Raw genomic sequence first — 25,190 nt, forward strand, 5'->3', positions numbered from 1 at the left:
GGCGGACGCCCGCCTCACGTCTTGATCGCCATCAGCGACTTGGTCATGCCGAGATAGCGTTCGCGATAGATTTTTGCGTCCGGAAAGGTTTCCGTCATCTCGCGCCAGTCGAACAGGTGCCAGTCGGGCGCGGTCCGCTTGAACCAGAAGCGGTTGAACGTGTCGATCAGCGCGATCTGGAGCCGTCGCGGCAGCAGCACGATGATGCCGGGCAGCCAGGTATGGCTCTCGATCGGAAAGTACCGGTACGGCGTCTGCACGTAGAAGGACTTTGCGACCCGCGAGATCTCGGCGGCGAAGCGGTTCTGGTGCTCGCGCGCGACATTCAGAAAATCCGCGTCGCTTGCGATCGTCACCACGTCCTGCTTCGGCCCGGTGACGTGCTCGATCACCGACGAGCAGAAGCAGAAATCGAACGCCTGATCGTCGAACGGCAGGCGCTCGGTCTCCCGCAGCAGCACGGTCTTGAAGCCGAAGCGCTCGCGCGCCGCCTTCAGATCGTCGGCCGAGATGTCGCAAACCGTGATGTCGCTATGGCGCGGCAGGATCGCGCGGATGTGCCGGCCGGTGCCGCCGCCGAGATCGAGGATCTTCGCATCGAGCGGCAGGTTCACGGTACGGACGAGGAACTCGCCGCGCCGCTGGCGTGCCGCACTGGAAAATCGGGCCTGAATGGCGCCCAGCACGATCAGTCTCCTGCTACCGGTCGCGTCGGTCTAGCACGACACATGCGATCTTTCCCGCTCACTTGATGGCCTCGAAGAAGATCGATTCGTCCGGCCGGTTGTCGAGCCGGTCGATATCGGGACAAACGCCCTCGCGATAGGCTCTCGTGTGGGTCTCCGAGCACCCGGCGTCGCGGAACAGCGCCGCCAGCGAGGCGCGGGTAAAACCCCAGTGATGCGCGAAGGCCGCCTCCTTGCGACGTTCGATCTCGAACACGCACTTGAGGAAGGCCTGCGGCGCCGCCGGATCGTACAGCGCGACGATCCGTTCCATGTCGGGGACGACGATGCGGCACACTCCGCCCGGCGCCAGCACCCGCACGATCTCGCGCGCCAGCCGTTCGACCTCATCGGGGAACAGATGCTCGAACACATGCGCGCTGAACACCGCGGCGAGGCTGCGATCCGCGAAAGGCAGCGGCTTGGTCAGGTCCATATGGCGGAGCCCCGCGAATTTGCCCTGCTGATGCTCGGCATAGCGGGCATCGCTCAGCAGACCAGCGAGATGCAGCGCCTTCGCCGCGAACGGCAGGCGCGCGATCCACAGATGCATCGTGATGTCGGTATTGATCCAGCCCTCGATGCCGCAATTGAAAGCGCCGATATGCAGCTTCGAGAGCACGCGGCCGGGTGCGTCGTCGGTCATGCCTGCTCTCGCGCCGAATTGGTCAGCACGACCGTGATCACCGACGCCGCGCTGGAGGCGACCATCGCCGCAACCGCGCCCATCACCCCCCACGCCTCGGCCGCGAACGGCAGCACGCAGCACAGCGCGACGAGGCCTGCGATCCGGCTCAGCATGAACCGCTGCGGCTTGCCGGTGGCAAACAGCGGCAATGCGAGGCCGAGCCACACCGCGTCGAGCGCCATCGCACCGCCCATCAAGGCGAGGCTTCCGGTACCGATCTGATAAGTCTGCCCATGGATGACGAGCGCGAGAATGCGCTGGCCGAGCAGCACGATCGCCGTGCCATAAGCCACGGCGATCGATCCGAGCAGCAGGGCATTTTCGCGCGCGGCCGCGGCGACGGCGCTGCGCCGGCCGGCGCGCAGCTCGGATGCGATCTCCGGCAGGCGGACCGAGAACATCGTCGCGCAGAACTGGCTGAGCGGGGCGAACACCAGCAGCAGGATCCGCAGCGACGCGCTGGCGTCGAGCCCGATTAGGACGCCGCACACCGGGATCAGCCCGATGCTGCCGATCCAATAGGTCAGTGACGTCGCGACGAACCAGCGGCCGTTCCGGAACAGGCGCCGCAGCGAGCCGCGGAAGATTCTTGCCTGCGGCCAAGCCAGCTCGCTGGTGTGGGCCAGCAGCAGGCTCGCGGCGACCGCGGCTGAGATCGCGATGCACGCCATCGCTGCGGCCGCGCCGGTGAGCTTCAGGGCGATCATCGGCCCGGCCGAGGCGACCAACGCCCCGCAATAGGTCAGCGACGACGCCACCGCGCGCGGCAGCCGCCCGTCGAGATAGCAGACGCGGCGGAACATGCTTTGCAGCCGAACGGCGGGGATCGCGAGCCCGGTTGCGATCACGAGCCCGCCCGCTTCGCCGCCGATCGCGGCGATCACGAGGCCTGCCATCACCAGCAGCAAGCCAAGCGTACCCGAGACCAGCAGCGACGACAGATAAAGGCCGAGCCGGAGCTGCGGCCACGACGATCTCGGGATGCGATGCGCGGTCGCCGGCAGGCCGTCGTCGAACAGGCCGCGCAGGAGCACCGCCTCGATCAGGATCGAGAACGACCAGGCGACGCTGAACCGGCCGAACGAATTGATGTCGAGCACGTTGGCAAGCACAATCGTCAGCACGAAGGCGGCGCCGCTGAGCAGCGCCTGATCGAGCAGGCCGAGCGCGACATTGCCGCCGGCACGGCGCAGCCGGCGGAACGAACCGCTCATAGCAGCGGCGACCCGGGACTGGTCCGCCGCGCGATCCAACCTGTCGGTCAACGCACTCACGCCTCACTCACACGCAATCTGGTGAACGCCCGCCGCTGCACCGTTTGCAGCCTGGCCTCCGGCCCGAAATAGCACCAGAACACCAGCACACAGCCGAAATAATTGTGCAGCAGCTGGCTCGAATCGTTGGCCGAGGCGACCACGACGAACAGCAGCATCGCGAACGGCGCCAGCCAGTACATTCCTCGCCGCTCGAAGGTGAAGACGATGGTGTTCCACAACGCTCGCCCGAGCAGCAAGATGTAGAGCACGCCGCCGAGCAGACCGAACTGGAGGAAGGCGTCGAGGTAGGAGTTCTCGAACGAGCCGAACTCGGTATTCCACGGCGCCATGTTGGTCAGTTCGTTCGCGGGCGAGTTCGGTAGCTCGTTGAAGAACCCGGAGAAGCCGTAGCCGAGCCAGGGGTGCCGCCAGAAGAAATACGGCCACACCGACCAGAGGAACGAGCGGCCGGTCAGGTTGCCGCTGCGGCCGACCAGCCCGTACAATTCGTCGCTGGGCACGACGAACACGACAAGCGCCACGAAGGCGAGGCCAAGCCAGTAGATCGCGGCAGCGCCCCTGTGCCCGAGCACCACCAGCAGCAGCCCGAAGGTGACGGCGAGCGCCGTCAGCATGCTGATCAGCGGTCCTGCCGCGCCGGCGGCGGCGAGTGCAAACAGATGACAGCCAATCAGCAGCAGCGACCAGCCGAATTGCTTGCGCGGCCCCGCCAGCATGCGCACGAAGCAGATCAGCACCATCAGGCCGAAGAAGGCACCTGCGAGGTTCTTGTGGCCGAACACGCCGGCATAGGCCTGGGTGCCGAGCACCGTCGGCCGATGCAGCGGGTCGTAGTCCCATTGCGAGCCGATTACCGGAAACAGCACGACGTGAACGATCAGGACCACGATCCCGATCCGAAACAAGGTATCGACGAGGCGATCGACCGGACAGCTGATCACGACCCAGGCCGAGAACATCGTGGTCAACAGATACATCGCGAACTTGACCGACGAGCCGGCGGGGTCGGCGCTCAGCATGAGCGACAGCAGCGCGAAGGCCATGAACGTCAGATAGAGATGCGATTGCAGCACCAGCAGGCCGAACCGCTTCCGGTCGACCGCAATATGCAGCATCAAGAGAATGTAGAGCAGCAGCCACGCGCCGCGAAACAGCGTGGATTCGCCGGCCCGTTCCGCGAACGAGATGCCCTCGATGAAATTGAACAGGAAATAGATGCAGCCGAGCACCATCACCAGATAGGCGTGCAGGAACACATCGGTTCGCCACCACCATCGTCCGATCATGGCATGGCCTCCTGCCGGGCCGGCGCCCTCACGAGATGATCGACCGCAGCGGTGAAGCGCGCCGCGGCGTCGGCAAGCGCATCGCACCGCACGCTTTGCCGGGCGCGCTCCGACATCGTTTCCCAGCGCGCGGGATGTTCAAGCAGGCCGCGTGCCGCCTCGACCCACACCTGTTCATCGAGCGCGCAAACATGGCCGTTATCGCGATCGCGCACCAACTCGCCGCCTGCCCCGACATGCGGCGACACCAGGCAGGGCACGCCGCACTGCATCGCCTCGTTGCACACCAGCCCCCACGGCTCCAGCAGCGAGGGCAGCAGCAGCAGCCGGGATTGCAGATAGACATCCGAGATCGCCTGCCATGGCACATAGCCGTCGTGGCGGACATCGATGCCGGCATCACCGAGCCGCGCCAGCATCCGCGCCTCGGCGGCGCCGGACCCGACCACGCGCACCCTGAGCCCGGGCAGCACCCTGCCAAGCGCGATCGCGACGTTCTCGAAGAAGATCGCGTTCTTGGCGCGTCGTCGTTGATGCGGGCGCACCAGAGCAGATGAAATGGGCGGTCGTGGAAGGCGGGCACGGTTGCCGGCGGATCCCATGCCGGCACCAGCGGCACCACGAACAGATCGTCGTCGGCCACTCCCTGTTCGCGGAAATAGGCCCTGCCCTTGTCGCTGCAACACACCACCGCGTCGCATTGGCGCAGCAGCCAAGGCCGCGCCAGCCGGTGATAGGGGGTGTTGGGCATGGTCTCGCGCCAACCGTCGGTGGTCAGCGCCAACGCCTTGCCGTTGGTGCGCGCCCATGCCGCGCCGGCCAGCATCGAAGGATACAGCCCGTTGACGAACAGCAGCTCGGGCGCGAGCGCATTCAGGGCGCGCCCGACCCCGATATTGACATGGGTGTGACGCGATCGCGACAGCGGGATCGAGACGCCGGGCACCGTACGCGTGGTGTAGCGCGGCGTGAACGAGCCCGCCCAGAACCGATCGGCCTCCTGCGCGGTGCAGGACAACACGGCGAGATCAAGCCCACGGTCAACCAGCTCGTTGTAGAGCCGGTTGGTATAGGGTGTGATCATGTTGTTGAAGACGACCACGCGCGGCGCCATGGCTTATTGGTCCCGTCGCGGCACCGCATCGTGCCGGCAGATCGCTCCGCAATGATAAGTCGCAAGCCGCGTCGCAACGCCCGGGCCGACCGACAACAGCGACTTCCGCACGATGCTCTTCACCAGCCCCTTGAACCGCGACGAATGAAAAGCATGCACCGGCAGGCTGTGATCCCAGGTGCCGAAGTCCTTGACCTTGAGCCCTACGGTCTCCAGCAGCAGCCGGAACGTATCGGGCGTGTAGAAATTGATATGGCCGATGACGAGCGTCGATTGCAGCGCCCCGCGGCTGGTCCGCGCGTGCAACTCGCAGGGCACCTCGACATAGATGAAGTCCCGCGAGACACGAGCGAGCTCGTGCAGGAACGCGCGCGGCTCGGGCACGTGCTCCAGCACATGGCTGGCATAGACCAGATCAAACGATCGGTCGGCGAACGGGATCGTCGCACCGTCATAGCTTGACCAATGGAACGGAGCCGAAGCAGCGCCTTCGGTCTCCAAATTGGTCGCAGGATCGATCACGTCGATGCCGGTGAAATCGCGGCCGACACCGATCGCGGACAGCCGCGCCAGCACGGCGCCGGTGCCGCAGCCGACCTCGAGCACACTGCCGATCCTGGCAGCGGACGCACCAAGCAGGCCGGCAATATGATCGGCCTTGTCGACCGCGCAGACGCGGCGCCAGTCGCGCTCCTGCGCCGAATAGACGCCCTCATAATGCGCGTTGTGTCGTCCGACGAGAAATTCCATCGTCATGGCCTAGCCCCCGCTTCGGGCGTCATTCGGGCAGGCTCGTCGAGACGGTCGGTCGATTTGCGCTCCAGGTTGCGCCGTTCCGCCGGCGAGCGGCGGTCGAGGTCATATCCGATGTCGGCCATGGTCTTGGTCAGGATGTCGGCGTTGCGTTGTGGAACGGCGGCAAGGCCGGCCAGCAGCCTTTCCCGGTGCACCCAGCCCGGTCCCTTCAGCAGATCGATCGCCTCGGTGTAGAGCTCGGTCTTCACCAGGCGCGCGAACTCGGCCACGACCTCGGCCGAAAGGTCGGGCGGCAGCGCATCGAGCATCGCGAGCGCCATGGCGCTGCGCTTGACGACGATCCAGCCCTCATTGGGTCCGAGCCGGTACGACATCCGCAGCAGGTCGAAATTGGCGTCGCTCAACCCCTGCCTCGTGTTGCGAAGCCAGAACAGCACCAGCCAGAGATAGGGATCGGACGGCGCGCAGCCGAGCGACTTGCGGATCGCCGCATCGAGCTCACCCATCCGGGCGTCGACCTGATCGCCGGAAGCGAGCGCGTTCTCGGCAAGCCGCAGCCGGATCACCGCCGCGCTGCGATCGCTCGCAGGCATGCAATCCGATGGCGCCGCGGCGCGGGAGAGCGCCGGCGCAAGCGCGCCAAGCTCGGCATCGCTGACCGGGACGTTGCGCAGGATCAGGTCGCTGGCGCCATCCAGCCGGGCCTGGTCGACAAAGGCCGGCAAGGTGGTCGCGCCCCAGGCGACCGACGAGCACGCGACCACGGCCAGCAAGCCGCGCGCGAACCAGACCGCGGTACGCCGGGACATCGCACCGCGTGTCTCACTCGGTGTAGCCATATCGCCCATAGTGCGCATTGTAATAGTAGTTCTTGCCGCCATAGCCGCTGTAGCGGCTCATCGCGGCGATATCGGCCTTGTTGAGCACGACGCCGAGCAGGTTCTCGTTGACCGCGCGGGCGCTGCGCAACGCCCGCTCGACCACCTGCACCTGCGTCTTGCCCCATTCCACGATGAAGACGAAGGAATCGACGAAGTGCGCCGTGATGCGGACATCGACCACCGGCGTCAGCGGCGGGAAATCGACGATCACGTAATCATACTGGCTGCGGACCCCGTCGATGAAATCCTTCATCTGGTCGGAAGCCAGCACCTCGTGCGAATGCGCGATGCGCGACCGTGTGGCGCCCGGCAGGAACGCAAGGCCGGTCTCCGGATCGCGCCACAGCACGTCCTGCAATGTCGCGTTGTTCGACAGCACGTCGAGGATGCCGCGCTCGGCGGTCGCGGCGATCTTGCGGCTGAGCGAGGGATTGCGCAGGTCGCAATCGATCAGCAACACGCGCCCCCCGCTCTGCGCCACCAGTTGCGCGAACACGAAGGCCAGCGTCGACTTGCCCTCGTTGGGCAGCGCCGAGGTCAGACCGAGGATCTTCGACGGCTTGGTGACATTGAGGTCGGCATTGACCTTGATCGAGCGGATCGCTTCCGAGAACCGCGAGAACGGCGAGTCGATCGCCGCCCACAGCACCGCCTCGTCGCCGCGCTGGATCGTGCGCGGACGGACCGGCAAATTGGGGCGCCCCGCCAGCGGCGGCTTGAGCTGGCCCGGCGCGACGCGGGGCACGATGGCGACGCAATCGGCGTCGAGGATGGTCTCGACCATTTCAGCGGTGCGGAACACCCGGTCGTAGAGATCGCGCAGCACGCCGAGCCCGAGGCCGGCGATCAGACCGCCGAGCGCCGAGAGCGCGAGCACGACGAAGGTCTGCGGATGGCTCTTGCTCAGGGGACGTGAGGCACGGGTGATGACCCGCGCCTCGCTGACCGGGAACGACTGCTGCTGCACGTTTTCCATGTAGCGCTGCAGGAAGTTGTCATAGAGCGAGCGATAGGTCTGTGCCGAGCTCTCGAGCTCGCGCAGCGTGACCTGCGCCTGGTTGGTCGACTGCGACTGCGACACCGAATCGTTGACGGCGCGCTCGATCTCGTCCTGGCGCTGCAGGGCGATCGCGTAGTCGCTCTTGTAGCTTTCGGCGAGCCGCTTCAGCTCGTCGATGATCGACGACTGGATCTCGCGCATCTGGTTGCGCAGGTTGACCGCGGCCAGATGATTGTAGCCATAGCGCGACGACCAATCGGCCTCGCGGTTGGCAAGCTCCAGATATTGCGAGCGCAGCTTGGTGATGACCTGGTTGTTCAGGGTATCGGCGACCGTCGCATCGGGAACGCCGCCCTTCACCACGGCCTCGATGCGGTCGAGCTTGGCCTTGGCGTCGGTGACCTGCGACTTCACATGCAGCAGCTGGGTGTTGAGCTCGCCGAGCTGCTGCTCGTTGAGCAGCTTGCCGCTGGAGGTGACGATGTTGTTGGTCTTCTTGTAGTCGAGCACCGCGCGCTCGGCATTGGATGCCTGCGTGCGCAGCTCCTGGATGCGGTCCTGCAGCCAGACGCTGGCGCGGCGGGTCGCCTGGTACTTGGAATCGAGCTGGTCGACGATGTAGGCGTCGGCGACGGCGTTGGCGATCTGCGCCGCGCGCTCCGGATCGAGCGAGCGGAAGCTGACCTCGATCACATAGGTCATGCCGCGGCGGCGGACGTCGAGCTGCTTCTGGAAGGTGCGGACCGCGCGCCGGGTCCGGTCGAACTCGTTCGGCGGCGCGCTGCCGGCGAACAGGCCGGTCACGAAATCCAGCACCGCTCCCGCCGCGCCGGCCTTGGAGCCGATGAATTCCGGGTCCTCGTTGAGCTTGAGGTCGCGGATCACGGTGAGCGCCACGTTCTCCGACTTCAGAATTTCGACCTGGCTCTCGACCGCGGAGGAATCGACGGGGACGTCGTTCGCCGGCGACTGCTGCTGGAACACCTGGAATTTGCGCGTGTCGATGATCATCGTGGCAAGCGCGGTGTAGCTCGGCGCCGCCGTCGCAAGATAACAGATGCCGCCGAACAGGCAGAGCCCGGCGGTGCCGAGGATCACCCAGTACTGCCGCAGCAGATAGGTGACGAAGGCGTCGAAGGTTTCCGCCAGCGACGGCAGTTCGGCCGGACGATTTCTCAGATCGACAGTCGGCGGAATCTGGTTGCGCTGAAGCATCTCGTCCTATCGCCGCGCCGGCAGGATGGATCCTGCCCTCGCGCCCTCCAATGGCGCAGGAACGCGTCCCGCCGCCGACATCGAAGCGCATTGCTGCAGAGAGTTCTTCATTGGCGACCGCAAGCCCGCTCAGGGAGTCACTGTGGTAATGAGTGTGGTGCCCGTCGTGCTGCCCGAACTGCTGACCGACGAGGTGAAGCTGAAGATGCCGGTGTTCACACTGTTGCCGTTGATCGCCTCGAGCGTGCCGCCTCCGGCGCCATTGGCACCGATGGCGCTGGTCTGGCCGCCGGATGCGCCGGCGCTGCCCGCGCCGCCGGCACCGGTCGCGGCGGTACCGGTATCACCCGACGCTGCGGCAAACGCCATCACGGTGTCGAGGTCCTTGGTGTCGGCAATCGCCTGCTGGATGCGCGTGGCGTAGGGCTGGTTGCTGCGCACCACGATGCGCGCGGCCTGGGCGAGACCGGCGGCGATCGCCGTCTTCTGATCCTTGCTTGCTTTGGCAAGCAGTGCGATCAGCGGATCGAGCGCAGTCGGATCGTTGACGGCGAAATCGCGTGCCCGCGAGGTCAACTCCACGCCCGCGTTCGGAAACTGGGTCAGCAACTGCTCCGGATTGGCCTTGAAATTCGTGACCGCCTGCGAGAGCTGGACCAGCCCGCCAGGCGTTTGCGCCATCGCAGCGCCGCCGGGCGCCGCGAACGCCAGCATCATAAAAACCGCCAGCCGCGAGGCGGAAAAACCGCCGGATCGTTCAAATGTGAACACAGCTATCTCCCTAACGAATACTAACAGTTCGTTAGCATAGTCAGAGTTATCGCGCCAATTAAAACCCTGCCCGGCAACCAGCGCCGCACGACGCGCGAAATCAACGTTAACCGGCCGCCCCGGCCGTAACATGGCTGTCACGGTCGCCGCGGGCGCCGCCGGAGCGGAAGGACTGCGACAGGCCCGCCCCGAGCAAGGCGGCGATAACGACGGCATAGCCGGTGATCTGGAGCGAGAAATCGATCATCGAATGCAGCGCACCGGCAACCGACGCGCACAGCGCCGCCAGCGGTACGATGATGTCGCGGCGGCGCGTCCGCACGCCATGCGCGAGCACGCCGAAGGCTGCGAGCAGCGCGATCATGACGGCGCCGGCCATTAACATTCCGCCGTCGGACGCCAGCTCGAGCCAGCTGTTGTGCGCCCGGTTCCAGGTCCCGCGCAGCGAGATATCGTCGGTGCGATAGGCCGGATAGACCCATTCGAAGGATCCGAACCCGTCGCCGAGCCAGGGGTGCTCCCAGATCATCCGCAAGGTCGCGCGATAGGTCGAGAACCGTCCCTCGTCCGACAGGCCCATCGTGCTGAAGCGCGCGCCGACGCCGCCGCCGAGCAGTTGCAGCAAAGCAAGCGCGACCAGGCTGCCGATGCCGAGCGCCACGATCAGGCCGTAACGGCGCGGCATCCGCTTACGAAACAGGATTGCGGCGCCGACGACCGCGGCCAGCAGCGAGATCCCGACCCCGCCGCGCGACCCGGTCAGAAACATGGCGAGCAGGCAAATGAGCCAGCCGCACGCATGGCCGATAAGCCGGCGTCGGGCCGGCCCGTCGAAGCGTGCCAGCAGACGCGGCAGGCTGACCCGGCGCGACGGCCAATGCCGCTCGATCAGCTCGCAGCCGAACAGCAGCCAGATCAGGGCACAACAACCATAATAGATGGCGGCGGTGTTGCGGTTGACGAACGGCGAGGTCAGCCACTCCAGATGCGCCTGCTTCTCGTGCAGCAGATAGATCCGGGTCGGATCGATCGCGAAGGTGACGAGGCCGCCGATCGCATAGACGAGGCCGGCGAGCGCCACCGCCCGTAACAAGCCGCGCGCCAGGATGCGATTGGCCCCGAGCACCACGCCGATGGCGAAACTGAGCAGGCAGACGATCGCAACACCGGCGGAATAGAACGGCAGATTGGCTGCGATCGCCACGACGGGCGGCAGCTCGGCCGGCAGCAATTGGCTGGCCTCCGCCCACAGCGCGTTCGGCGCCGCGCCGAGCCAGGGCCGCACCGCCGATTGCTCGTGCAGCACCAGCATGGCGAGCGCCGTCAACAGCGCCGTCACCACGAGGATCGCGAGCTGGCTGCCGCGCAGGCGCATCGGCAGCACGCCGAGCAGTGCGATCCCGAGCAGGATCGACCAGATCGCGGGCGCAACGGCGCCGACCGAACCGAGCGGCAGTGGCGCCAGCGCAACGACGGCGCAGAACAGCCACGACGACCAGCGCACCGGCCATGGCAACGCCGTCGCCTCGCCCGCGCCGGAAGGTAATCGTAGTCGCGTCATGAAGCCGGCCACGCCGGCTCACGCCCCAAAATCAGGGCGCAAGCTTGATCGAATTACGAAGTAAGGTTGCGTTGTAGGCGGCCACGATCGGATCGTTCGCCGTTGCGGTGACAAGGCGGATCTGCTGCATCAACTTGGCGTCCTCGACGGATGCCGCGTTCGACGCATAGAGCACATCCTTGTTGCGCAACTGGAAACGCGTGGCCAGGAAATAGCCGGCCGGATCGCGGAAATTGATGTTGTAGACGACCGGGATGATCGGCCCTGAGTATTTGCTGACGTCGACGCCGAGCTTGGCGGCCACCTCCGGCAGCTCGCCGCGATAGACGAACACCGAGGCCGGATCGGCCGAAGAATCGTTCAGACCGCCCGCCTTGGCGACCGCTTCGGCGAGCGAGATGCGCCAGGCTTCGAAATTGAATTGGCCCTGCGCGCCCGAGGCGCCGAAGGCGACGAAGGTCTGCGGCTCGCGGTAGACATAGATCGTGTCGCCGGGATGCGCGTAGATGTTGCTCTTCGGCTCGTAGACCAGCTGGCCGAACGGCACGGTGGTGCGCTTGCCGTCGCGCTCCAGCATCACCCAGGTGTCGAAACCCTGTCCTTTCGGGCCGCCGGCGCGCGTGATCGCATCGAGCACCCGCTCGCCTGCGGCATTGGCGGGGAAGCGGTTCGGTGAATTGACCTCGCCGAGCACGGAGATCAGCGAGGTGCGCTGCTCGATCAGCGCGACCACGGCCTGCGGCTCGATCGCGCGATTCTTCAGCGCATCGACGATCGAGCGCTGCACCTCGGTCGGGGTGCGGTTCTTGGCGCGGATCGCGCCGGCATAGGGCACCGAGATGTTGCCGTCGGTATCGACGTTCTGGTTCGGCAGCGTGATGTAGTTGCCGGGACGCACGCCGGCCTCGACCGGAATGAACAGGCCGCCGGCGGCGGCCTCGAAGATCGTGACGCTGACGACGTCGCCGATGCCGAAATGGATGTCCTTGGGCGGCGGGCCCTGAATGCCGCCGGCGAGTTGCGGCGCGAACGACGCCAGCACGTTCTCGACCTGCGGCGTGATCTTCACCATCGCATAGGGCAGGCTTTCCGCGTCCTTCTGCCCGGCAAGCACATCAGAACTGGTCGGACCACTGGTCGGCATGTAATGGCAACCGCCGACCCATCCGGCAGCCGCAAGCAATAACATCACCCGAATGAAATTCGCACGCGACATTCAAAATACTCCGGCCGTGCCGTAACACGCCGATTAACACAATCACAAGGTTCCGCGATATATTGCGGTACAATTGATAAAGAATGTTAGCAAGGTGCGGCAATTCGGCGACACCAACGCACCGCCGTGCGAGAAAGACCCGGCGCGACATCAGTCCGGCTTTGATTTTGCGTGATGCTCCAGTTATCTGTGAATGAGAAGTTTGCGTTAACCGATTGAGGGGTCGATGGCCCGCACGAAGTCCCTGACGATTGCCTTTGGAATTGCCTTGGGCACGGTCGCCTTCATGGTTGGCGGCTCAAGCGTTTTTGCCGCTGAATTGGCCGTCTATAAAGCTCCGCGCGCGGTCGAGCGGATCAGCGGCAATTGCCAGCGGCTGCAATATTGTCACGGCGATATCTGCCAGTGGAAGCGGATGTGCTGGCGCGGCTGTCCCGACCGCTATTCATGCGCCCCGCTCTATGGCGCGTACGGGCCGTATGGCGGCCGCGATTATTGGGCGGCCTATAGCTATGGCGACCTGCGCCCGTTCTAAATGTTAATCGATTAACATAGCCGCCGGCATCGCCGATCGCCGCCGCATCCCGTGGATTTCCGACCATCAGATTAACCCCGGCTTAGCACCCGGCCCGCTAGGATGCAGGCGCAGGGTTTGGTTATGTTATTTGTCTTCCTCGGCAATTTGATCGGCGGCGCCGTGCTCGGGCTACGCCAGCACTGTCTGGTGCTGGCGCTGGTGGCGCTTGCAGAGCTCGCGCTGCTCGTCGTGATCGGAGGCGCGTGGTCAGAGACCTTGCTGTGCATGGTCATCGCGATGGTGGCGCTGCAAGGCGGCTATCTCGCGAGTAGCTTCGCGCCGCTGGTCTGGTCGCGCTGGTTTCGCAGCTCCACGCCGCTGCTCGCCCTGCGCCGCCCGTAATAACGCCGCATAACCCCGCCTCATTGGACGCGCCCGATTCCCATTGACCTCGCGGCAAGCCCGGGGCATCCCGCTGCCTCGCGTTCTCATCCTCCGCAGGAACAACCTCCTCAGGAATTGCCCTTCTCGTGTGGAACGTCACGGCTTTCATCTGCATCCTGATCGGCGCGTCGATTCCGCTCGGCTTGATCGACGGATCGATCGCCACCGGTCTGGTCGGTGCCGCAACGTCGCTCGGACTGCTGGCAAGCCTGACGGCGATCCGCCCCGGTGAACTGTCGTTCCTGAAATCGATCGCCGGCCCCGCGATGGCCGCAGCGCTGCTGCCGGTGCTCTGGATCATCCTGCAGATGCTGCCGCTGCCGGCCCTGGCGAATCCGGTGTGGAAGTTCGCCGGCGAAACGCTCGGCGCATCGCTGACCGGCAGCATCACGATCGATACCGGCGCAAGCCTTGGCGCGCTGCTGGCCTGGCTTTCGTTTCTGTCAGTGATGATCACCGCCGCGGCGATCGCGATCGATGCCCGCCGCGCCGACGGGGTGGCACGCAGCATCGCCGTGACGGCGGCGGTTGCGGGCCTGATCCTGCTATCGGACAGCGATCCGCTCAAAACGTGGCTGGGCGCGGCCAGCGCTGCGCGTAATGAGACGGCAAACGGCTTCCTGCTCGTGGTCCTCGCCGGCGTCCCGCTCAGCCTGGCGCGCGCGCTCGATATCGGCGGCGGGCACGGCGACGGCCGCACCCAGGCGCGGTTGGCGCAGCTGCGCTGGCTGTTTGCCGCGAGCGCGCTGTTGTGCACCGTCTGCGCCTGCTGGTATGGCCGTCGCGGTGCCGCAATCGCGCTCGCCGCCGGCATCGCGCTCGTCCTGATGACGTTCGCCGCGCGAAAACTTCATCTGCATCGCTGGAGCAGCGCTGCTGCGGCGGCTGCGATCGCGCTGATTGCGCTGGCGACCGCGCTCGCCAACCGTCATCCGGATGTCCCGCTTGCCATTGCCTTCGCCGATGCGCCGGCCGAGCTCGTGCAATCGACCCATAATCTGCTCGCCGACCTGCCCGCGCTCGGCAGCGGCGCCGGCACCACGGCAATGCTGGCGTCGACCTACATGGACTGGCAAGGCGCAGCCACGCGGCCGGTGGTCGCGACCAGCGCGGCCGCCTTGATCGCGCAGTTCGGTTCCGCCATGTTCTGGACGTTACTCGCGGCTACGGTCGTAGGCATCGCGGCATTCACGGCCGGCGCCCGCAATCGCGGCCGTGACTGGTCCTATTCCGCGGCCGCGGCGGCGGTATTGCTGACGCAGGCGCTTGCCGCTTTCACCTTGCCGGAATTGCCGGCACTGCCCGGAGTGATCGTTTTGGGAGCCGTGATCGGAACAGGACTGGCCCAGCGCATCAGCCGTCCACGGCTGCAGGCGGGCTAGACGGCAGATGCGTAGCCTCCTCCGGCGTCTTGTCGGCCAGACCGGCGGCCTCGACCATGACGAGGGCGACGAGAGTTGCATCTACGCGGTCGGCGATATCCATGGCCATGCCGACCTGCTGCACGATATCTGCGCGCGCATCGATGCCGACATCCGCAAGTCGCAGCCGGCGCGGCCGATCCAGGTGTTTCTCGGCGACTACATCGATCGCGGACCGGACTCGCGCGATGTGATCGCCATGCTCGAGCAACGTCGCCGCACCCGCGGCGTGGTTTGCCTGCTCGGCAATCACGAAGCCTGCCTGCTGGAGTTTCTCGTCAATCCCGACATGCTGGCGCAGTGGCGGCAGTTCGGCGGCCTGCAAACGCTGATGTCCTACGGGCTCTCGCCCTCGCCCAATCCCGATGCCGCGGAGCGACGGGCGCTGGCCCGGCAATTGGTTCGCCAGATGCCGCCGGCCCATCTCGCCTTCCTGCGCTCGCTGCCGATCTGCTACGTGCACAGCCGCTACTTCTTCGTGCATGCCGGCGTCAGGCCCGGCGTCGCGCTCAACCAGCAGCGCAAGGAAGACCTGCTTTGGATCCGCGACGACTTCCTGATGTCGGAAGAGGATTTCGGCAAGGTCGTGGTCCACGGCCACACGCCGGTGCATGAGGCCGAGTTGCTGCGCAACCGCATCAATGTCGACACCGGCGCCTATGCGACCGGCCGCCTGAGCTGCGTCAAGCTGGAGGGACCGCGGCGAACCCTGCTGGCGACCGGCAACCGCGTGGCGCGCCAAGGTTCACTCCAAGGCAAACACGAAGGCTCGCACAATGGCTGACACGCTGCATCGCTATGTGCGATTGTTGTCGCCGGCCTTTAAGCCGGCGACAACAGCGATCGGTGCGGTGACGCTGGCGTTGTCGGCGTGGTGGCTGGCCGCCGATGCATTGCGCGTCAAGCCGTCGCTTGCGGCCAATATCGGCGCGATCAGGAGCGAGCTGTGGCTGCGCGACGGCTGGAGCGAATTGCAGCCATCGCCCGAGGCGGGCGAAGCCGCCTTCACGCGCGCACTTCGGCTCTCGCCGATGGATTCCGGCGCCTGGTTCGGCCTCGCCTCGGCGACCGGACGGTTCGACTGGTTGAACCCGACCGCGTCGAAAGCATTGAAGATGTCCTATTACACCGGCTTCAACCGCAGCGACCTGATCGCGCCGCGCCTAATCCTGCTGGCGCAGGTCGACACCACGCGCGATGTCGAGTTGGTCGATCTGCTGCAGCGGCAAATTCGCCTGATCCTGAGCCGCGCGCCGGAGCTGAAGGGTGCGATCGGCCAGGCCTACCGGGTGGCGTCCGATGCCAACCGGCGCATCATCGAGGCGGAATTCAAGGATGCCAACCAGAATATTCCGGAGTAACGCGCGCCGGGGCGCGGACAGCCGTCAGATACCCTTGTGCCGCAGCACCGCGCCGACCGTGCGGAGCAGGATGCGCAGGTCGAGCATGAAGCTCCAGCTCTTGATGTAGATCAGGTCGTGCGCGACGCGCAGCTGCATGTCCTCGATCGCAGGCGTTGCACCGCGCAGTCCCTGCACCTGGGCGAGGCCGGTGATGCCGGGCTTGACGTGCTGGCGCTGCGCATAGCTTGCGATCAGCTTCGAATATTTGTCGTCATGCGCCAGCGCGTGCGGCCGCGGCCCGACCAGCGACATGTCGCCGCGCAGCACGTTCACCAGTTGCGGCAGCTCGTCGATGCTGCGCCGGCGCAGCGTCGCGCCGATCCCGGTCAGCCGCGGATCGTTCGGCCGCGCCTGGGTGATGACGTCGCCATCCTCGAGTACATGCATCGAACGAAATTTGAGGATATAGAATTGCTTGCCGTCGAACCCGTTGCGGCGCTGCCGGAACAGGATCGGCCCCCGGGAGTCGAGCTTGATCGCAATCGCCGTTCCGATCAGAAGCGGCGCGAACAGCACCAGGAGGCCGCTGGAGGCCACGATGTCGAACAGGCGCTTGCCGGCACGCTCCAGCGAGGTAAGCGGCGAGCGCTGCATTTCCAGCGTCGGTATCGGGCCGGTCGCCACCATCCGGAGCGCCAGGAACCGTTCCGCCGTCCGATCCGGCAGCAACCGCACCGGCAACGGTGACGCCCGCAGCTGATCGCACACGAACTGGATGCGCAGCTCCTGCTGCCAGGGCATCGCCAGGATGATCTCGTCGGCGCCGCATTCGCGCGCCGCGCGAATGGCCGACGCGACGGCTGCGCGATCGCCCTCGTGGTCGGACTGGTCGGACAGCTGAACCCGTCGCACCTCACTGAGGCCGAAGTCGCGCAGCAGGCTCGATTGCCGCACGCGCGACAGTTCGTCCGCCATCCCCATCACGACCGCACGGCGCGTCGCCAGCATGCCGCGGTCGATCGCGCGTTGCAGCGGCGCTTGCAGCAGCATGCGTCCGCTCACCAGCCCAAGGCCGCCGATCATGCCGAATGACAGCACCGATCCGCGCGAGACGCCGGAGCCGACCTTCAACAGGAAGATGATCAGGGTCATCAGCAGCACGACCAGCAGCCAGCCGCCGAGCAGACTGCTCCAGCGCCGGTCGAGGCCGGCCAGCGCCTGCGGGTTGTAGAGGCCCTGCGACTTCGCCACGAACATGTGAAGGATGCCGGCGAGGACCCCGATCCCTAGAAAACCCTCGAAGCTGTTGCTATAAATCGTGTGGTAGTAAAACAGATGATAGGCCGCGCCGCCAATGATGCTGGACAGCACGACGATGATCATCTCGAAAACGACGGCAAACGCTTCGAGCGAGGCAAAAGCGAACGAGAAGGCGCCGAAGTTAACCGGTACCTTCGCTAATCGAGCGTCCGAAAGGTCGGTCATCGGGAATTAACATTCGTGTTAACAATTCGTATGTTTCATATCAGGCAGGTCGTGAGCTCGCAAGACCTGCCGGCAATCTCAGGCAGAGAGCATCGATGAGTGCATCGGCTGGCGAAACCGAGGCCGCGCTTGTGGCCCTTCTTCACTTGATCCGTCTGATGGGCGCCGAACTGGTCGCGGGTCAACATCGCGATGACGTCGAGGTGCTCGTCAAGGCAGTCGAAACAAAGCTGCGATCGGCCCGGTTTCCGGCCGCAATGCCGAATCAGGATATCGTCAATGGTCTGGACCTCGCACAGGCCAGACTGCGACCGATCCTCGAGGAGCTGCGCGCACGCTCGGAAAAAGCGCATCTGAGCGACCAGCTGCTGCTGGCGCCCAGGCCCTCACGAATCCACTAGCGGATCAGCCTATCGTCAGCTCTGAACTTCACCTCGGCGGGACAAACCGCTGCCGCCGCTGGATCTGAGCGCAAGCTTCTCCTCGATCTTCATTTTCTCGAGCAGCAGATCGGTCACGATCCGGCGCAGCCGTTCATTTTCCAGCCGCAATTCGTCAATACGGTTGCGGACAGGGGGGACCCCATCTCGATCTTCGGTGTGAGCAGCGAATTCGGTAACAGTACCATTCGCCTGGTGACTGCGCGCGGCCTCCTGCTTGCGCCAGCGGTGAAATGTCATCACGCTAACGCCCAGCACTTTGCACGCTTGGGCTTGTGACTGCCCCCGCGCCATGAGTTCCTCGGCCTGTCTGACCTTGGAACTGATCTCCTCAGTAGAATGACGCCTCATTGGTCATCTCATTGCCCCCTAGATTAGCAATAATCGCATGGCCTATAAGCTATGTAAATGCAACAGGAAATTCAAATTGAGGATTTCCCGGGGGGTGTTTCGGGAGCCTCAAGCTTGCCATCGGCAGCAACGCATTGTGCGAAGAAACGCCGAAGCTGCAAGGTACTTACCGAGATAATTGAGCAATATTCCCCCGCGGCAAGCGGCCGAGAAAAAAAGTTATACTACTTTTGGGGTATGCAAATTTGATCTGGATAACTGGCGCATCATTTGCATTCCCCAATGAGAAGTAAATGAGAATATCCGATCGGCCTGTCGACAGATTGTGGGGCACCATGTTCCATTGTGATAGCACCGCCGCCGGTCAAGTAGGATTCTCACAAAACTCTAACAAACCAATCCCGCGGCTTTTAAAGCCTAACAAACTAATCCGGCAGCTTTCGCGCCCGGCAGCTTGCGGGCACGCGCGTGCGGCAGTAGTTACTAAGACGTTAGGTGTCATGAGAGTTTCAACATATTTGAGGATTATTTTCACGAGACCTAACACTCATAACTTGATCCACGATTTATCAATTAAGCGCTTTCCCACCCGAGGCCATCCGGCGGACCCTGCGACCGCCCGACAACGCGCGAACTATTCTGTGCTGACGCCAGTCAGCGCCAGTCTCAGATCACCACTTTTGCGAGGATCGACACTATGGCGCGTCTCAAGGTCTTCGAGGGGAACCAATCCGCGTCCAGCGAGGCGACCGACGCACTGGAGCGCCTAGTTGCAGAGAATTCGGAGCTTCGGCATACCGCCGTCGAGCTGGTCTTGCAGACCTGGATCCTGCGCGAGCGCCTGTTCGATGTCGTGACGCACAAGCCCGTGCGGCAGGAACACTGACAGCCCCTGCCGCTCCACTGCAATCCTTCGTAGCAAGCGTCCGTCAGCTCGCCCCAACGAGCGTCGGGCCGGAGGATTGTTCAATTTGAAATTGAATTGCCCACAACAGTGAGCGTGCCAGCATCCTCGCCGGATGGCTTGGATGTGGCCGCAAATTCTGCTCAGTGAGGAATGGGCTGACGGACTTAGCTGTGAATCCGGCGCAGCGCGACGCGCGGGGTATTCTGATCACGGGACATGCCGAACGAACGCGACGAACCCGGACGCTCGTGGATTTCACGTAGTTCCGCGATATCAAGCATCAATGCAACGACCTCGTTGCGCAACGATTGATTGGTCGCGAGCAACGCCTCTTCGATCGGCTGATGCAAACGTTGAATTTTATGCTGCTTCATGGCGCGCCCTCGCTCTGCGGTTAAGGGTATGAGCGATGTGATTGAAGTTTGGATGACAGGGTTAGTTCGCGCACATGGAAAGCGGTTAATGGGGCAGGTTTGCGACAAACACGGCTCCGCGTTAAATTTTCTCCATCAGGTTCCACAACCTGATCGCGAAGCGCTCGATCGATGGCCTGAATGTGTCGCAGAGATGCGACGGCCGCGGCAGCGATAAGGCGCGCAACCAGACAACGCAACTCAGCGAAGATCGGGAGTTCGAGCAAGCGCATGAAATTGCTTGGCGAACATCGATAGGCGCCGTCGCTTGAGCTGCTGAACGCGGGTCGGCCGGGAATCACAATATCGCCGCGTCACAGCGATGACTCGATGAGGACGCGCTCAGCCGCGCACAAGATATTCCACCAAGCCTGCTCCATCGACGCAAAATCTGCTATCCCCACTCATCAAGGATCGCAGAGTGTTGCGACCGGTTGCGAATGTTGAAGCGGTGTCTGGCGGCCCCGATCCCGTTCTCAGCGATGCGGCGAAATGGTTTCGCGCGCGCAACCGGGCAGGCGCGATATTCGCCTCCACCGAACTCAAGCACGATAGCTCTATTCTAATTCAAATCGAGCGGAGCGACGCGTCCGGTTTGCATGGAGAGCGGGCGCGCATTCATGCGTTTGCCGCTTCATTCTACATGTTTTGCACGATCATCAGGCAAACAGCTGAGCGCCACGAATCGCCATAAGCATCGCTAATCCGGAATGCGCATCGCGACGCGTGTTATTTCGAATTCGGAGGCGCGTCGTCTTCCATCTTGCCGCCATTGGCCACGCACTTGCTGAAATAGTCCCGCTGCGCCTTCGCGCCGCCCCTCGCGCTGCCGGAAGCGGGATTGCCGGGCTGGAGCGGTGGGAACGCCTTTGCCACCAAGGCATCGCAGGAGCGTGCCACCTTGACGTCGATTGCGTGCGCCGGAACGATGATGCCGGAGATGATGATCACGGCGTGAGCGATTGCAAAACCAGTGACAACTCTCATGACCAAACTCCGTTCCACGCCGAACCAGCTTTTATCGCGCCCGGATTCGGCAGGAGCACTACGGCCGATCGACGGTGTGATAGTCCCGGTACCAGGCGACAAACCGGGCGATGCCGTCCTCGATCCGCGTCCGCGGGCGAAAACCGATTTCGCGCTCGAGGTCGGAGACATCGGCCGACGTCTCCAGAACATCCCCAGGTTGCATCGGCAGCAACTGCTTGTCGGCCTGCCGGCCGAAGCCCTGCTCAAGCAGCGACACCACATGCATCAGCTCTTCCGGCCTCGAATTGCCGATATTGTACACCCGCCACGGCGCCTTGCTCGATCCCGGATCGGGATGCGCGCCCGACCAGGCGGCGTCGCCTTCGGGCGGACGACCGATCAGCCGCACCATCGCCTCGACCACGTCATCCACATAGGTGAAGTCGCGCCGCATATTGCCGTTGTTGAACAGCTGGATCGGCTTGCCCTGCGTGATCGCGTCCGCGAACGCATAGAGCGCCATGTCCGGCCGGTACCACGTCCCATACACGGTGAAGAACCGCAGCCCTGTCGTCGGAATGCGATAGAGGTGGCTGTAGGAATGGGCGATCAGCTCGTTGGCCTTCTTGGTCGCGGCGTACAGGCTGACCGGATGATCGACGTTGTCGTGGATCGAGAACGGCAGCTTGGTGTTTGCGCCATAGACCGACGACGAAGACGCAAACAGCAGGTGCTTGCAGGCGGTATGCCGGCAGCCCTCGAGGATGTTGAGGAAGCCCTCGAGATTGGAATCCACGTAGGCGTGCGGGTTCTGCAGGGAATAGCGCACGCCGGCCTGCGCGGCGAGATGCACCACCACCTCGAAGCGATAACGCTCGAACAGCGCCTTCATCCCGGCGCGATCAGCGAGGTCGAGCTCGACGAAGGTGAAGCCGGGGTGCTGCTTGAGCAGATCGAGCCGCGCGCGCTTCAGCGCCGGGTCATAATAATGGTTCAGATTGTCGATGCCGATGACCGGTTGCCCTGCCCGCAGCAGATGCTCCGCCAGATGGAAGCCGATGAAGCCGGCGCAGCCGGTGACGAGTAGATTGCCTGCGATCACCACGTCCTGCCTGTGTGTTTCGCCTTGCGCCGGAGCCGACGACGTCAGGCGCGGCCGCAGCTTCCGCTTTCGCGCCGGCTGCAAGGCACGTCAGGTGCTGGCGGCCGGAGCTTTGTAGTCCGGAAAGCGGCTCAATACCGCGGCCTTCATGAACTTGAAGTGCGCGATCTCGGTCGCCAATTCCTTCAGCCGGCGCTGGCCGTTGGAGATCTCGGCGTCAAACAGGTCCTGATGATAGTTGTCAAGCGCCTCGCGCTCCAGATACTCGTCGGTGCCGTTGCCCAGCGTCACCGCGGCGCGGGCCAGAACATCGTCGACACGGCGGCCAAGGCCGGTCTGCTCGCTTTCGGCCGCCTGCAACGCGGCCTCGATCGCGGCCATGATCGATCCGATCCGGGCGCGATCGGTCTCGGCATCGCGCTCGGCCGACCGAGCTTTGAAACCTTCCTCGCCACGCCGCGACCTGATCAGGTCATGCGCGCGAGCCCGCAAAAACAGCTGAAACATCAGTCGGTATCCGGTTCGGGCCCATTCAGGCAGGATAGGTCAAAAATCGCCCGGTCTTAGTTAAAAAAAGGTGAATTACCCTCGTAGCCGGCCCTCAGATCGGCCTTCCACTTGATCCAAGCCTTGTCGTGCTTGTCGTAGAGTTCCAGCCATCGTCCCTCGCCGGCCGACGGCAGATGCCCCTGCCCCTGGTCTTCCCGGTCCGGCAGCGAGGAGTCGAGGCCCTCGAACTCCGACGTCTCTTCGAGCGTGAGACCGACCAGCACCCGCTGGCCACTGACATCGACGACATACCGCCTCGGCGAATGCCCCCTGAGATCACTCATGCTGTGCAAGTTCCCTCACGCTGCCGAGAGCCGACCACAAGCTGGGCCGGCACCCGGCCCAGCTGCCATAACGAAGACAAGATGACCGATTGCACATCGCACGCCAACCCCGAGCCACCCCACTGTCGCGCTACCTCGATCGAACTAGGCGCTAGAACGCACGGCGCACATGGCCGAATGCGCTGACCGGCTGCTCCCGTCTCGACGATCTGGCGGCCGACGGCGCCACATAAGGCGCATAGATCCGGTATTGCGCGCGGCGCCGGTGCGATCGCCACGCGCGCGCGGCGAAGCCGGAGAAGAAACCTGCGACGAATGCCGCCGCGAGAATGAGAACAGGAGAAAGCATCACAGTCGTCCACATTCGCCCCGATGTTATTAACATTTGGACTTGTGACGACATCATGATTGCGCCCGCCGAAAGATTGTTCAGCCGCTGGAATCTTTGTGCAACCGAACGACGCAAAAATGATCAGGTGCCAATCGGAGTTGTTCTCGCAAGAACGATCTCAGGAGAGCCACCAGAGCATGAATTTCAGGAACATCGAGCTGAGAAGATAAATCCACCCCGCCATCGCCAGCACCGTCAGTCCGACGAAGACGCCCGATGCGCTTTTCTCCTTCAGGCGCACCAACAGCGAATTTTTTTCTTCTTGCCGATACAACATTTCAAGCTCGAGACGCATCTGATTCAAATCAGCTAGCAGTCAATTTCGATGATCTCGTGACGCGGCGCGTGAGCAATTCGCCCGCCGCATCACAGATCATCATTGCAAAATCTCGTGAAGCCGCGCGTCGTCGCTCAACGAATTCCGTTTCAAGAAAATCCTTTGGCTGAAAATCGTTGGTTTCGGAAGGCTTCGGAAAAGTGCCAGGTGAGACGATCCGGAGTTCAACTTCAGCAATCGTGGCCGCGCGCCGGGAGATCAGCGCTCGTGGGGAGGCCGCGCGCAGCGTCACGACCACGCGGCGCCGCGCGCCATCTCAATTTAACATGAGAGACCTCGCACTGGCGTCCGCGCCACAGCCGCATTACACGCGGAAGAAGACGAACCAGACGATGCCGAGGATCAGGACGGCAAGCCCGGTCGAGGCCGTGAGCAGCGCGAGGACCGAAGGTCCAGGCTCGGCCTGGCGCGCCTCGGTCGGGGTTTCAGTGATCTGACCGCGTCGTTCCGTTGCCATGGGACCTCCTTGCTTAAGTGCCTGTAATTCCGGCGATTGCCGCTCCCCTTCGCAAGGCCAACGCGTGATCTGGAGTGACGTTCCGAACCGTTTGACAGCGGACCGACGGCGACCCCGCGCACCCGCGTCAAACGGGCGCAGGCTTGAGGCCACGGTTAACGCCGTTACGAGATTCACCGGGCCATGTTGTTTCAAACTGGGGTTCCCGGTGTTATCCTTGACCGTTCCGTCGGTTGCGTAATTGGAGTTTTCCCTATGGCCCCTCGCGCCAACTGGAAGGGCTTTTTGCGCCTTTCGCTCGTGACTTGCCCGGTTGCCCTGTACCCGGCGACGTCGGATACCGAGAAGGTCTCCTTCAACCAGATCAATCGCAAGACCGGCCACCGCATCAAATACGCCAAGGTCGATGCCGAGACCGGCGAGGAAGTCGCAACCGACGACATCATGAAGGGCTACAAGGTCGACACCGACACCTATATCGAGGTCACCAAGGAAGAGCTCGAGGACATCGCGCTGGATTCGACCCGCACCATCGAGATCGACGAATTCGTGCCGCGCAGCGAGATCGACAGCCGGTATCTGATCCGCCCCTACTATCTCGTGCCCGACGGCAAGGTCGGCCACGACGCCTTCGCGGTGATCCGGGAGACCATCCGCAGCATGGACAAGGTCGCGATCGGCCGCGTGGTGCTGACCAACCGCGAGCACATCATCGCGCTCGAGCCGCTCGACAACGGGCTGATGGGCACGCTGCTGCGCTACCCCTATGAGGTGCGCAGCGAGAAGGAGTATTTCGACGACATCCAGGACGTGAAGATCACCAAGGACATGCTCGATCTCGCCAAGCACATCGTCGAGCAGAAGTCCGCCGAGTTCGATCCGGAGGAGTTCGAGGACCGCTACGAGCAGGCGCTGATCGATTTGATCAACCAGAAGCGCAACGGCATCAAGATCGCCAAGCCCGCAGCCAAGGCCAGCGGCAACGTCATCAACCTGATGGACGCGCTGAAGAAGAGCCTTGCCAACGAGAAGCAGGCCGCGCCCGCCAGGAATGAAGCAAAGGCGGCCAAGGGCAAGAAGCCGAAGAAGCGCCTCGAGGGCCAGCGCGAGATGCTGCTGCCGATCTCGGGCAGCGGCAAGCGCGAGCCCAAGGAAGCCGCCAAGCCCGAGCCGAAGAAGGCCGAGAAGGCAACACGCGCGCAGGGCACCGCGGCGCGGAAGAAGGCCGGCTGAAATTCGCGCGCATGCCGATGCTGCGCGTGTTGAATGGAGACGACCGGGACGGCTGAA

General features: G+C 64.0%; 31 protein-coding genes and 1 pseudogene. 9 read left to right on the forward strand and 23 right to left on the reverse strand.

The window, feature by feature from the left end:
- Positions 1 to 14 precede the first annotated feature (14 nt).
- The 12 genes and pseudogenes from ACVIW0_RS24640 to ACVIW0_RS24695 form a co-directional block, all read right to left on the reverse strand.
- Positions 15 to 686 (reverse strand): class I SAM-dependent methyltransferase, encoded by a 672-nt coding sequence (locus ACVIW0_RS24640; protein ID WP_461354701.1) that lies wholly within the window; start codon positions 684 to 686, stop codon positions 15 to 17.
- A 58-nt stretch (positions 687 to 744) separates the two neighbouring features.
- Positions 745 to 1,371, reverse strand: a complete 627-nt coding sequence (locus tag ACVIW0_RS24645; RefSeq protein ID WP_461354702.1) for a class I SAM-dependent methyltransferase — start codon at positions 1,369 to 1,371, stop codon at positions 745 to 747.
- The gene (locus ACVIW0_RS24650) at positions 1,368 to 2,687 is read right to left on the reverse strand and encodes an MATE family efflux transporter (protein WP_461354703.1); all 1,320 of its coding nucleotides are present in this window, start codon (positions 2,685 to 2,687) and stop codon (positions 1,368 to 1,370) included. The genes ACVIW0_RS24645 and ACVIW0_RS24650 overlap by 4 nt, the downstream gene beginning before the upstream one ends.
- The gene (locus tag ACVIW0_RS24655) at positions 2,684 to 3,976 is read right to left on the reverse strand and encodes an O-antigen ligase family protein (protein WP_461354704.1); all 1,293 of its coding nucleotides are present in this window, start codon (positions 3,974 to 3,976) and stop codon (positions 2,684 to 2,686) included. The genes ACVIW0_RS24650 and ACVIW0_RS24655 overlap by 4 nt, the downstream gene beginning before the upstream one ends.
- The gene (locus tag ACVIW0_RS24660) at positions 3,973 to 4,521 is read right to left on the reverse strand and encodes a glycosyltransferase (RefSeq protein WP_461354705.1); all 549 of its coding nucleotides are present in this window, start codon (positions 4,519 to 4,521) and stop codon (positions 3,973 to 3,975) included. Before ACVIW0_RS24660 ends, ACVIW0_RS24655 begins: the two co-directional genes overlap by 4 nt.
- 128 nt (positions 4,522 to 4,649) lie before the next feature.
- Positions 4,650 to 5,090: pseudogene (locus ACVIW0_RS24665) on the reverse strand (glycosyltransferase family 4 protein); the annotation flags it as partial.
- Positions 5,091 to 5,093: 3 nt separating this feature from the next.
- Positions 5,094 to 5,846 carry a class I SAM-dependent methyltransferase gene (locus ACVIW0_RS24670; protein ID WP_461354706.1) on the reverse strand — a complete coding sequence of 251 codons (753 nt, stop codon included), beginning with the start codon at positions 5,844 to 5,846 and terminating at the stop codon, positions 5,094 to 5,096.
- Positions 5,843 to 6,655 (reverse strand): hypothetical protein, encoded by an 813-nt coding sequence (locus ACVIW0_RS24675; protein ID WP_461354707.1) that lies wholly within the window; start codon positions 6,653 to 6,655, stop codon positions 5,843 to 5,845. The genes ACVIW0_RS24670 and ACVIW0_RS24675 overlap by 4 nt, the downstream gene beginning before the upstream one ends.
- Before the next feature lie 13 nt (positions 6,656 to 6,668).
- Positions 6,669 to 8,942: a polysaccharide biosynthesis tyrosine autokinase gene (locus tag ACVIW0_RS24680; RefSeq protein ID WP_461354708.1), complete on the reverse strand. Its 2,274-nt coding sequence runs from the start codon at positions 8,940 to 8,942 to the stop codon at positions 6,669 to 6,671.
- Between the two features lie 129 nt (positions 8,943 to 9,071).
- Entirely contained in the window at positions 9,072 to 9,845 is a 774-nt protein-coding gene (locus ACVIW0_RS24685) for a hypothetical protein (RefSeq protein WP_461354709.1), read from the reverse strand.
- The gene (locus ACVIW0_RS24690; RefSeq protein ID WP_461354710.1) at positions 9,820 to 11,274 is read right to left on the reverse strand and encodes an O-antigen ligase family protein; all 1,455 of its coding nucleotides are present in this window, start codon (positions 11,272 to 11,274) and stop codon (positions 9,820 to 9,822) included. The genes ACVIW0_RS24685 and ACVIW0_RS24690 overlap by 26 nt, the downstream gene beginning before the upstream one ends.
- Before the next feature lie 31 nt (positions 11,275 to 11,305).
- Positions 11,306 to 12,490: a polysaccharide biosynthesis/export family protein gene (locus ACVIW0_RS24695; protein ID WP_461354711.1), complete on the reverse strand. Its 1,185-nt coding sequence runs from the start codon at positions 12,488 to 12,490 to the stop codon at positions 11,306 to 11,308.
- 226 nt (positions 12,491 to 12,716) lie between these two features.
- Here ACVIW0_RS24695 and ACVIW0_RS24700 point away from each other — a divergent pair, with 226 nt between their 5' ends.
- From ACVIW0_RS24700 to ACVIW0_RS24720, 5 genes are all read left to right on the forward strand, one after another.
- Entirely contained in the window at positions 12,717 to 13,025 is a 309-nt protein-coding gene (locus ACVIW0_RS24700) for a hypothetical protein (RefSeq protein WP_461354712.1), read from the forward strand.
- A 123-nt stretch (positions 13,026 to 13,148) separates the two neighbouring features.
- On the forward strand, positions 13,149 to 13,409 hold the full coding sequence (locus ACVIW0_RS24705; RefSeq protein ID WP_461354713.1) for a hypothetical protein: 261 nt from the start codon (positions 13,149 to 13,151) through the stop codon (positions 13,407 to 13,409).
- A 128-nt stretch (positions 13,410 to 13,537) separates the two neighbouring features.
- The gene (locus ACVIW0_RS24710; protein ID WP_461354714.1) at positions 13,538 to 14,833 is read left to right on the forward strand and encodes a hypothetical protein; all 1,296 of its coding nucleotides are present in this window, start codon (positions 13,538 to 13,540) and stop codon (positions 14,831 to 14,833) included.
- Positions 14,834 to 14,840: 7 nt separating this feature from the next.
- Positions 14,841 to 15,656 carry a metallophosphoesterase family protein gene (locus tag ACVIW0_RS24715; RefSeq protein ID WP_461354715.1) on the forward strand — a complete coding sequence of 272 codons (816 nt, stop codon included), beginning with the start codon at positions 14,841 to 14,843 and terminating at the stop codon, positions 15,654 to 15,656.
- Positions 15,649 to 16,233, forward strand: coding sequence for a hypothetical protein (locus tag ACVIW0_RS24720; RefSeq protein ID WP_461354716.1), 585 nt, complete (start codon positions 15,649 to 15,651; stop codon positions 16,231 to 16,233). The genes ACVIW0_RS24715 and ACVIW0_RS24720 overlap by 8 nt, the downstream gene beginning before the upstream one ends.
- Before the next feature lie 24 nt (positions 16,234 to 16,257).
- Here ACVIW0_RS24720 and ACVIW0_RS24725 read toward each other — a convergent pair whose 3' ends face one another.
- A complete protein-coding gene (locus tag ACVIW0_RS24725; RefSeq protein ID WP_461354717.1) occupies positions 16,258 to 17,700 on the reverse strand; it encodes an undecaprenyl-phosphate glucose phosphotransferase in 1,443 nt (480 codons plus the stop codon).
- A gap of 95 nt (positions 17,701 to 17,795) precedes the next feature.
- Here ACVIW0_RS24725 and ACVIW0_RS24730 point away from each other — a divergent pair, with 95 nt between their 5' ends.
- Positions 17,796 to 18,101, forward strand: coding sequence for a hypothetical protein (locus ACVIW0_RS24730; protein WP_461354718.1), 306 nt, complete (start codon positions 17,796 to 17,798; stop codon positions 18,099 to 18,101).
- 15 nt (positions 18,102 to 18,116) lie between these two features.
- Here ACVIW0_RS24730 and ACVIW0_RS24735 read toward each other — a convergent pair whose 3' ends face one another.
- The gene (locus ACVIW0_RS24735; RefSeq protein WP_461354719.1) at positions 18,117 to 18,491 is read right to left on the reverse strand and encodes a transposase; all 375 of its coding nucleotides are present in this window, start codon (positions 18,489 to 18,491) and stop codon (positions 18,117 to 18,119) included.
- Between the two features lie 697 nt (positions 18,492 to 19,188).
- Between ACVIW0_RS24735 and ACVIW0_RS24740 the strand changes: the two genes are divergently transcribed.
- A complete protein-coding gene (locus ACVIW0_RS24740) occupies positions 19,189 to 19,377 on the forward strand; it encodes a hypothetical protein (RefSeq protein ID WP_461354720.1) in 189 nt (62 codons plus the stop codon).
- 185 nt (positions 19,378 to 19,562) lie between these two features.
- On the opposite strand, the gene ACVIW0_RS24745 is transcribed toward ACVIW0_RS24740, so the two are convergent.
- Positions 19,563 to 19,772, reverse strand: coding sequence for a hypothetical protein (locus ACVIW0_RS24745; RefSeq protein WP_461354721.1), 210 nt, complete (start codon positions 19,770 to 19,772; stop codon positions 19,563 to 19,565).
- Positions 19,773 to 20,232: 460 nt separating this feature from the next.
- Between ACVIW0_RS24745 and ACVIW0_RS24750 the strand changes: the two genes are divergently transcribed.
- The gene (locus tag ACVIW0_RS24750; protein ID WP_461354722.1) at positions 20,233 to 20,505 is read left to right on the forward strand and encodes a hypothetical protein; all 273 of its coding nucleotides are present in this window, start codon (positions 20,233 to 20,235) and stop codon (positions 20,503 to 20,505) included.
- Between the two features lie 35 nt (positions 20,506 to 20,540).
- Here ACVIW0_RS24750 and ACVIW0_RS24755 read toward each other — a convergent pair whose 3' ends face one another.
- The 8 genes from ACVIW0_RS24755 to ACVIW0_RS24790 all read right to left on the reverse strand — a co-directional run bounded on the left by ACVIW0_RS24755 (position 20,541) and on the right by ACVIW0_RS24790 (position 23,900).
- Positions 20,541 to 20,798 (reverse strand): hypothetical protein, encoded by a 258-nt coding sequence (locus ACVIW0_RS24755; protein ID WP_461354723.1) that lies wholly within the window; start codon positions 20,796 to 20,798, stop codon positions 20,541 to 20,543.
- Between the two features lie 58 nt (positions 20,799 to 20,856).
- Positions 20,857 to 21,885, reverse strand: coding sequence for an NAD-dependent epimerase (locus ACVIW0_RS24760; protein WP_461354724.1), 1,029 nt, complete (start codon positions 21,883 to 21,885; stop codon positions 20,857 to 20,859).
- Between the two features lie 87 nt (positions 21,886 to 21,972).
- Entirely contained in the window at positions 21,973 to 22,389 is a 417-nt protein-coding gene (locus ACVIW0_RS24765) for a hypothetical protein (protein ID WP_461354725.1), read from the reverse strand.
- 56 nt (positions 22,390 to 22,445) lie between these two features.
- Positions 22,446 to 22,715 carry a hypothetical protein gene (locus ACVIW0_RS24770; protein WP_461354726.1) on the reverse strand — a complete coding sequence of 90 codons (270 nt, stop codon included), beginning with the start codon at positions 22,713 to 22,715 and terminating at the stop codon, positions 22,446 to 22,448.
- Between the two features lie 151 nt (positions 22,716 to 22,866).
- Positions 22,867 to 23,064, reverse strand: a complete 198-nt coding sequence (locus ACVIW0_RS24775) for a hypothetical protein (RefSeq protein ID WP_461354727.1) — start codon at positions 23,062 to 23,064, stop codon at positions 22,867 to 22,869.
- Between the two features lie 160 nt (positions 23,065 to 23,224).
- Positions 23,225 to 23,401 (reverse strand): hypothetical protein, encoded by a 177-nt coding sequence (locus ACVIW0_RS24780; RefSeq protein WP_461354728.1) that lies wholly within the window; start codon positions 23,399 to 23,401, stop codon positions 23,225 to 23,227.
- Between the two features lie 10 nt (positions 23,402 to 23,411).
- Positions 23,412 to 23,681: a hypothetical protein gene (locus ACVIW0_RS24785; protein ID WP_461354729.1), complete on the reverse strand. Its 270-nt coding sequence runs from the start codon at positions 23,679 to 23,681 to the stop codon at positions 23,412 to 23,414.
- A 66-nt stretch (positions 23,682 to 23,747) separates the two neighbouring features.
- A complete protein-coding gene (locus tag ACVIW0_RS24790; RefSeq protein ID WP_461354730.1) occupies positions 23,748 to 23,900 on the reverse strand; it encodes a hypothetical protein in 153 nt (50 codons plus the stop codon).
- A 255-nt stretch (positions 23,901 to 24,155) separates the two neighbouring features.
- On the opposite strand from ACVIW0_RS24790, the gene ku reads away from it, so the two are divergent.
- Positions 24,156 to 25,133, forward strand: coding sequence for a non-homologous end joining protein Ku (ku, locus tag ACVIW0_RS24795; RefSeq protein ID WP_461354731.1), 978 nt, complete (start codon positions 24,156 to 24,158; stop codon positions 25,131 to 25,133).
- Positions 25,134 to 25,190 lie beyond the last annotated feature (57 nt).

Source organism: Bradyrhizobium sp. USDA 4454 (assembly GCF_054822705.1).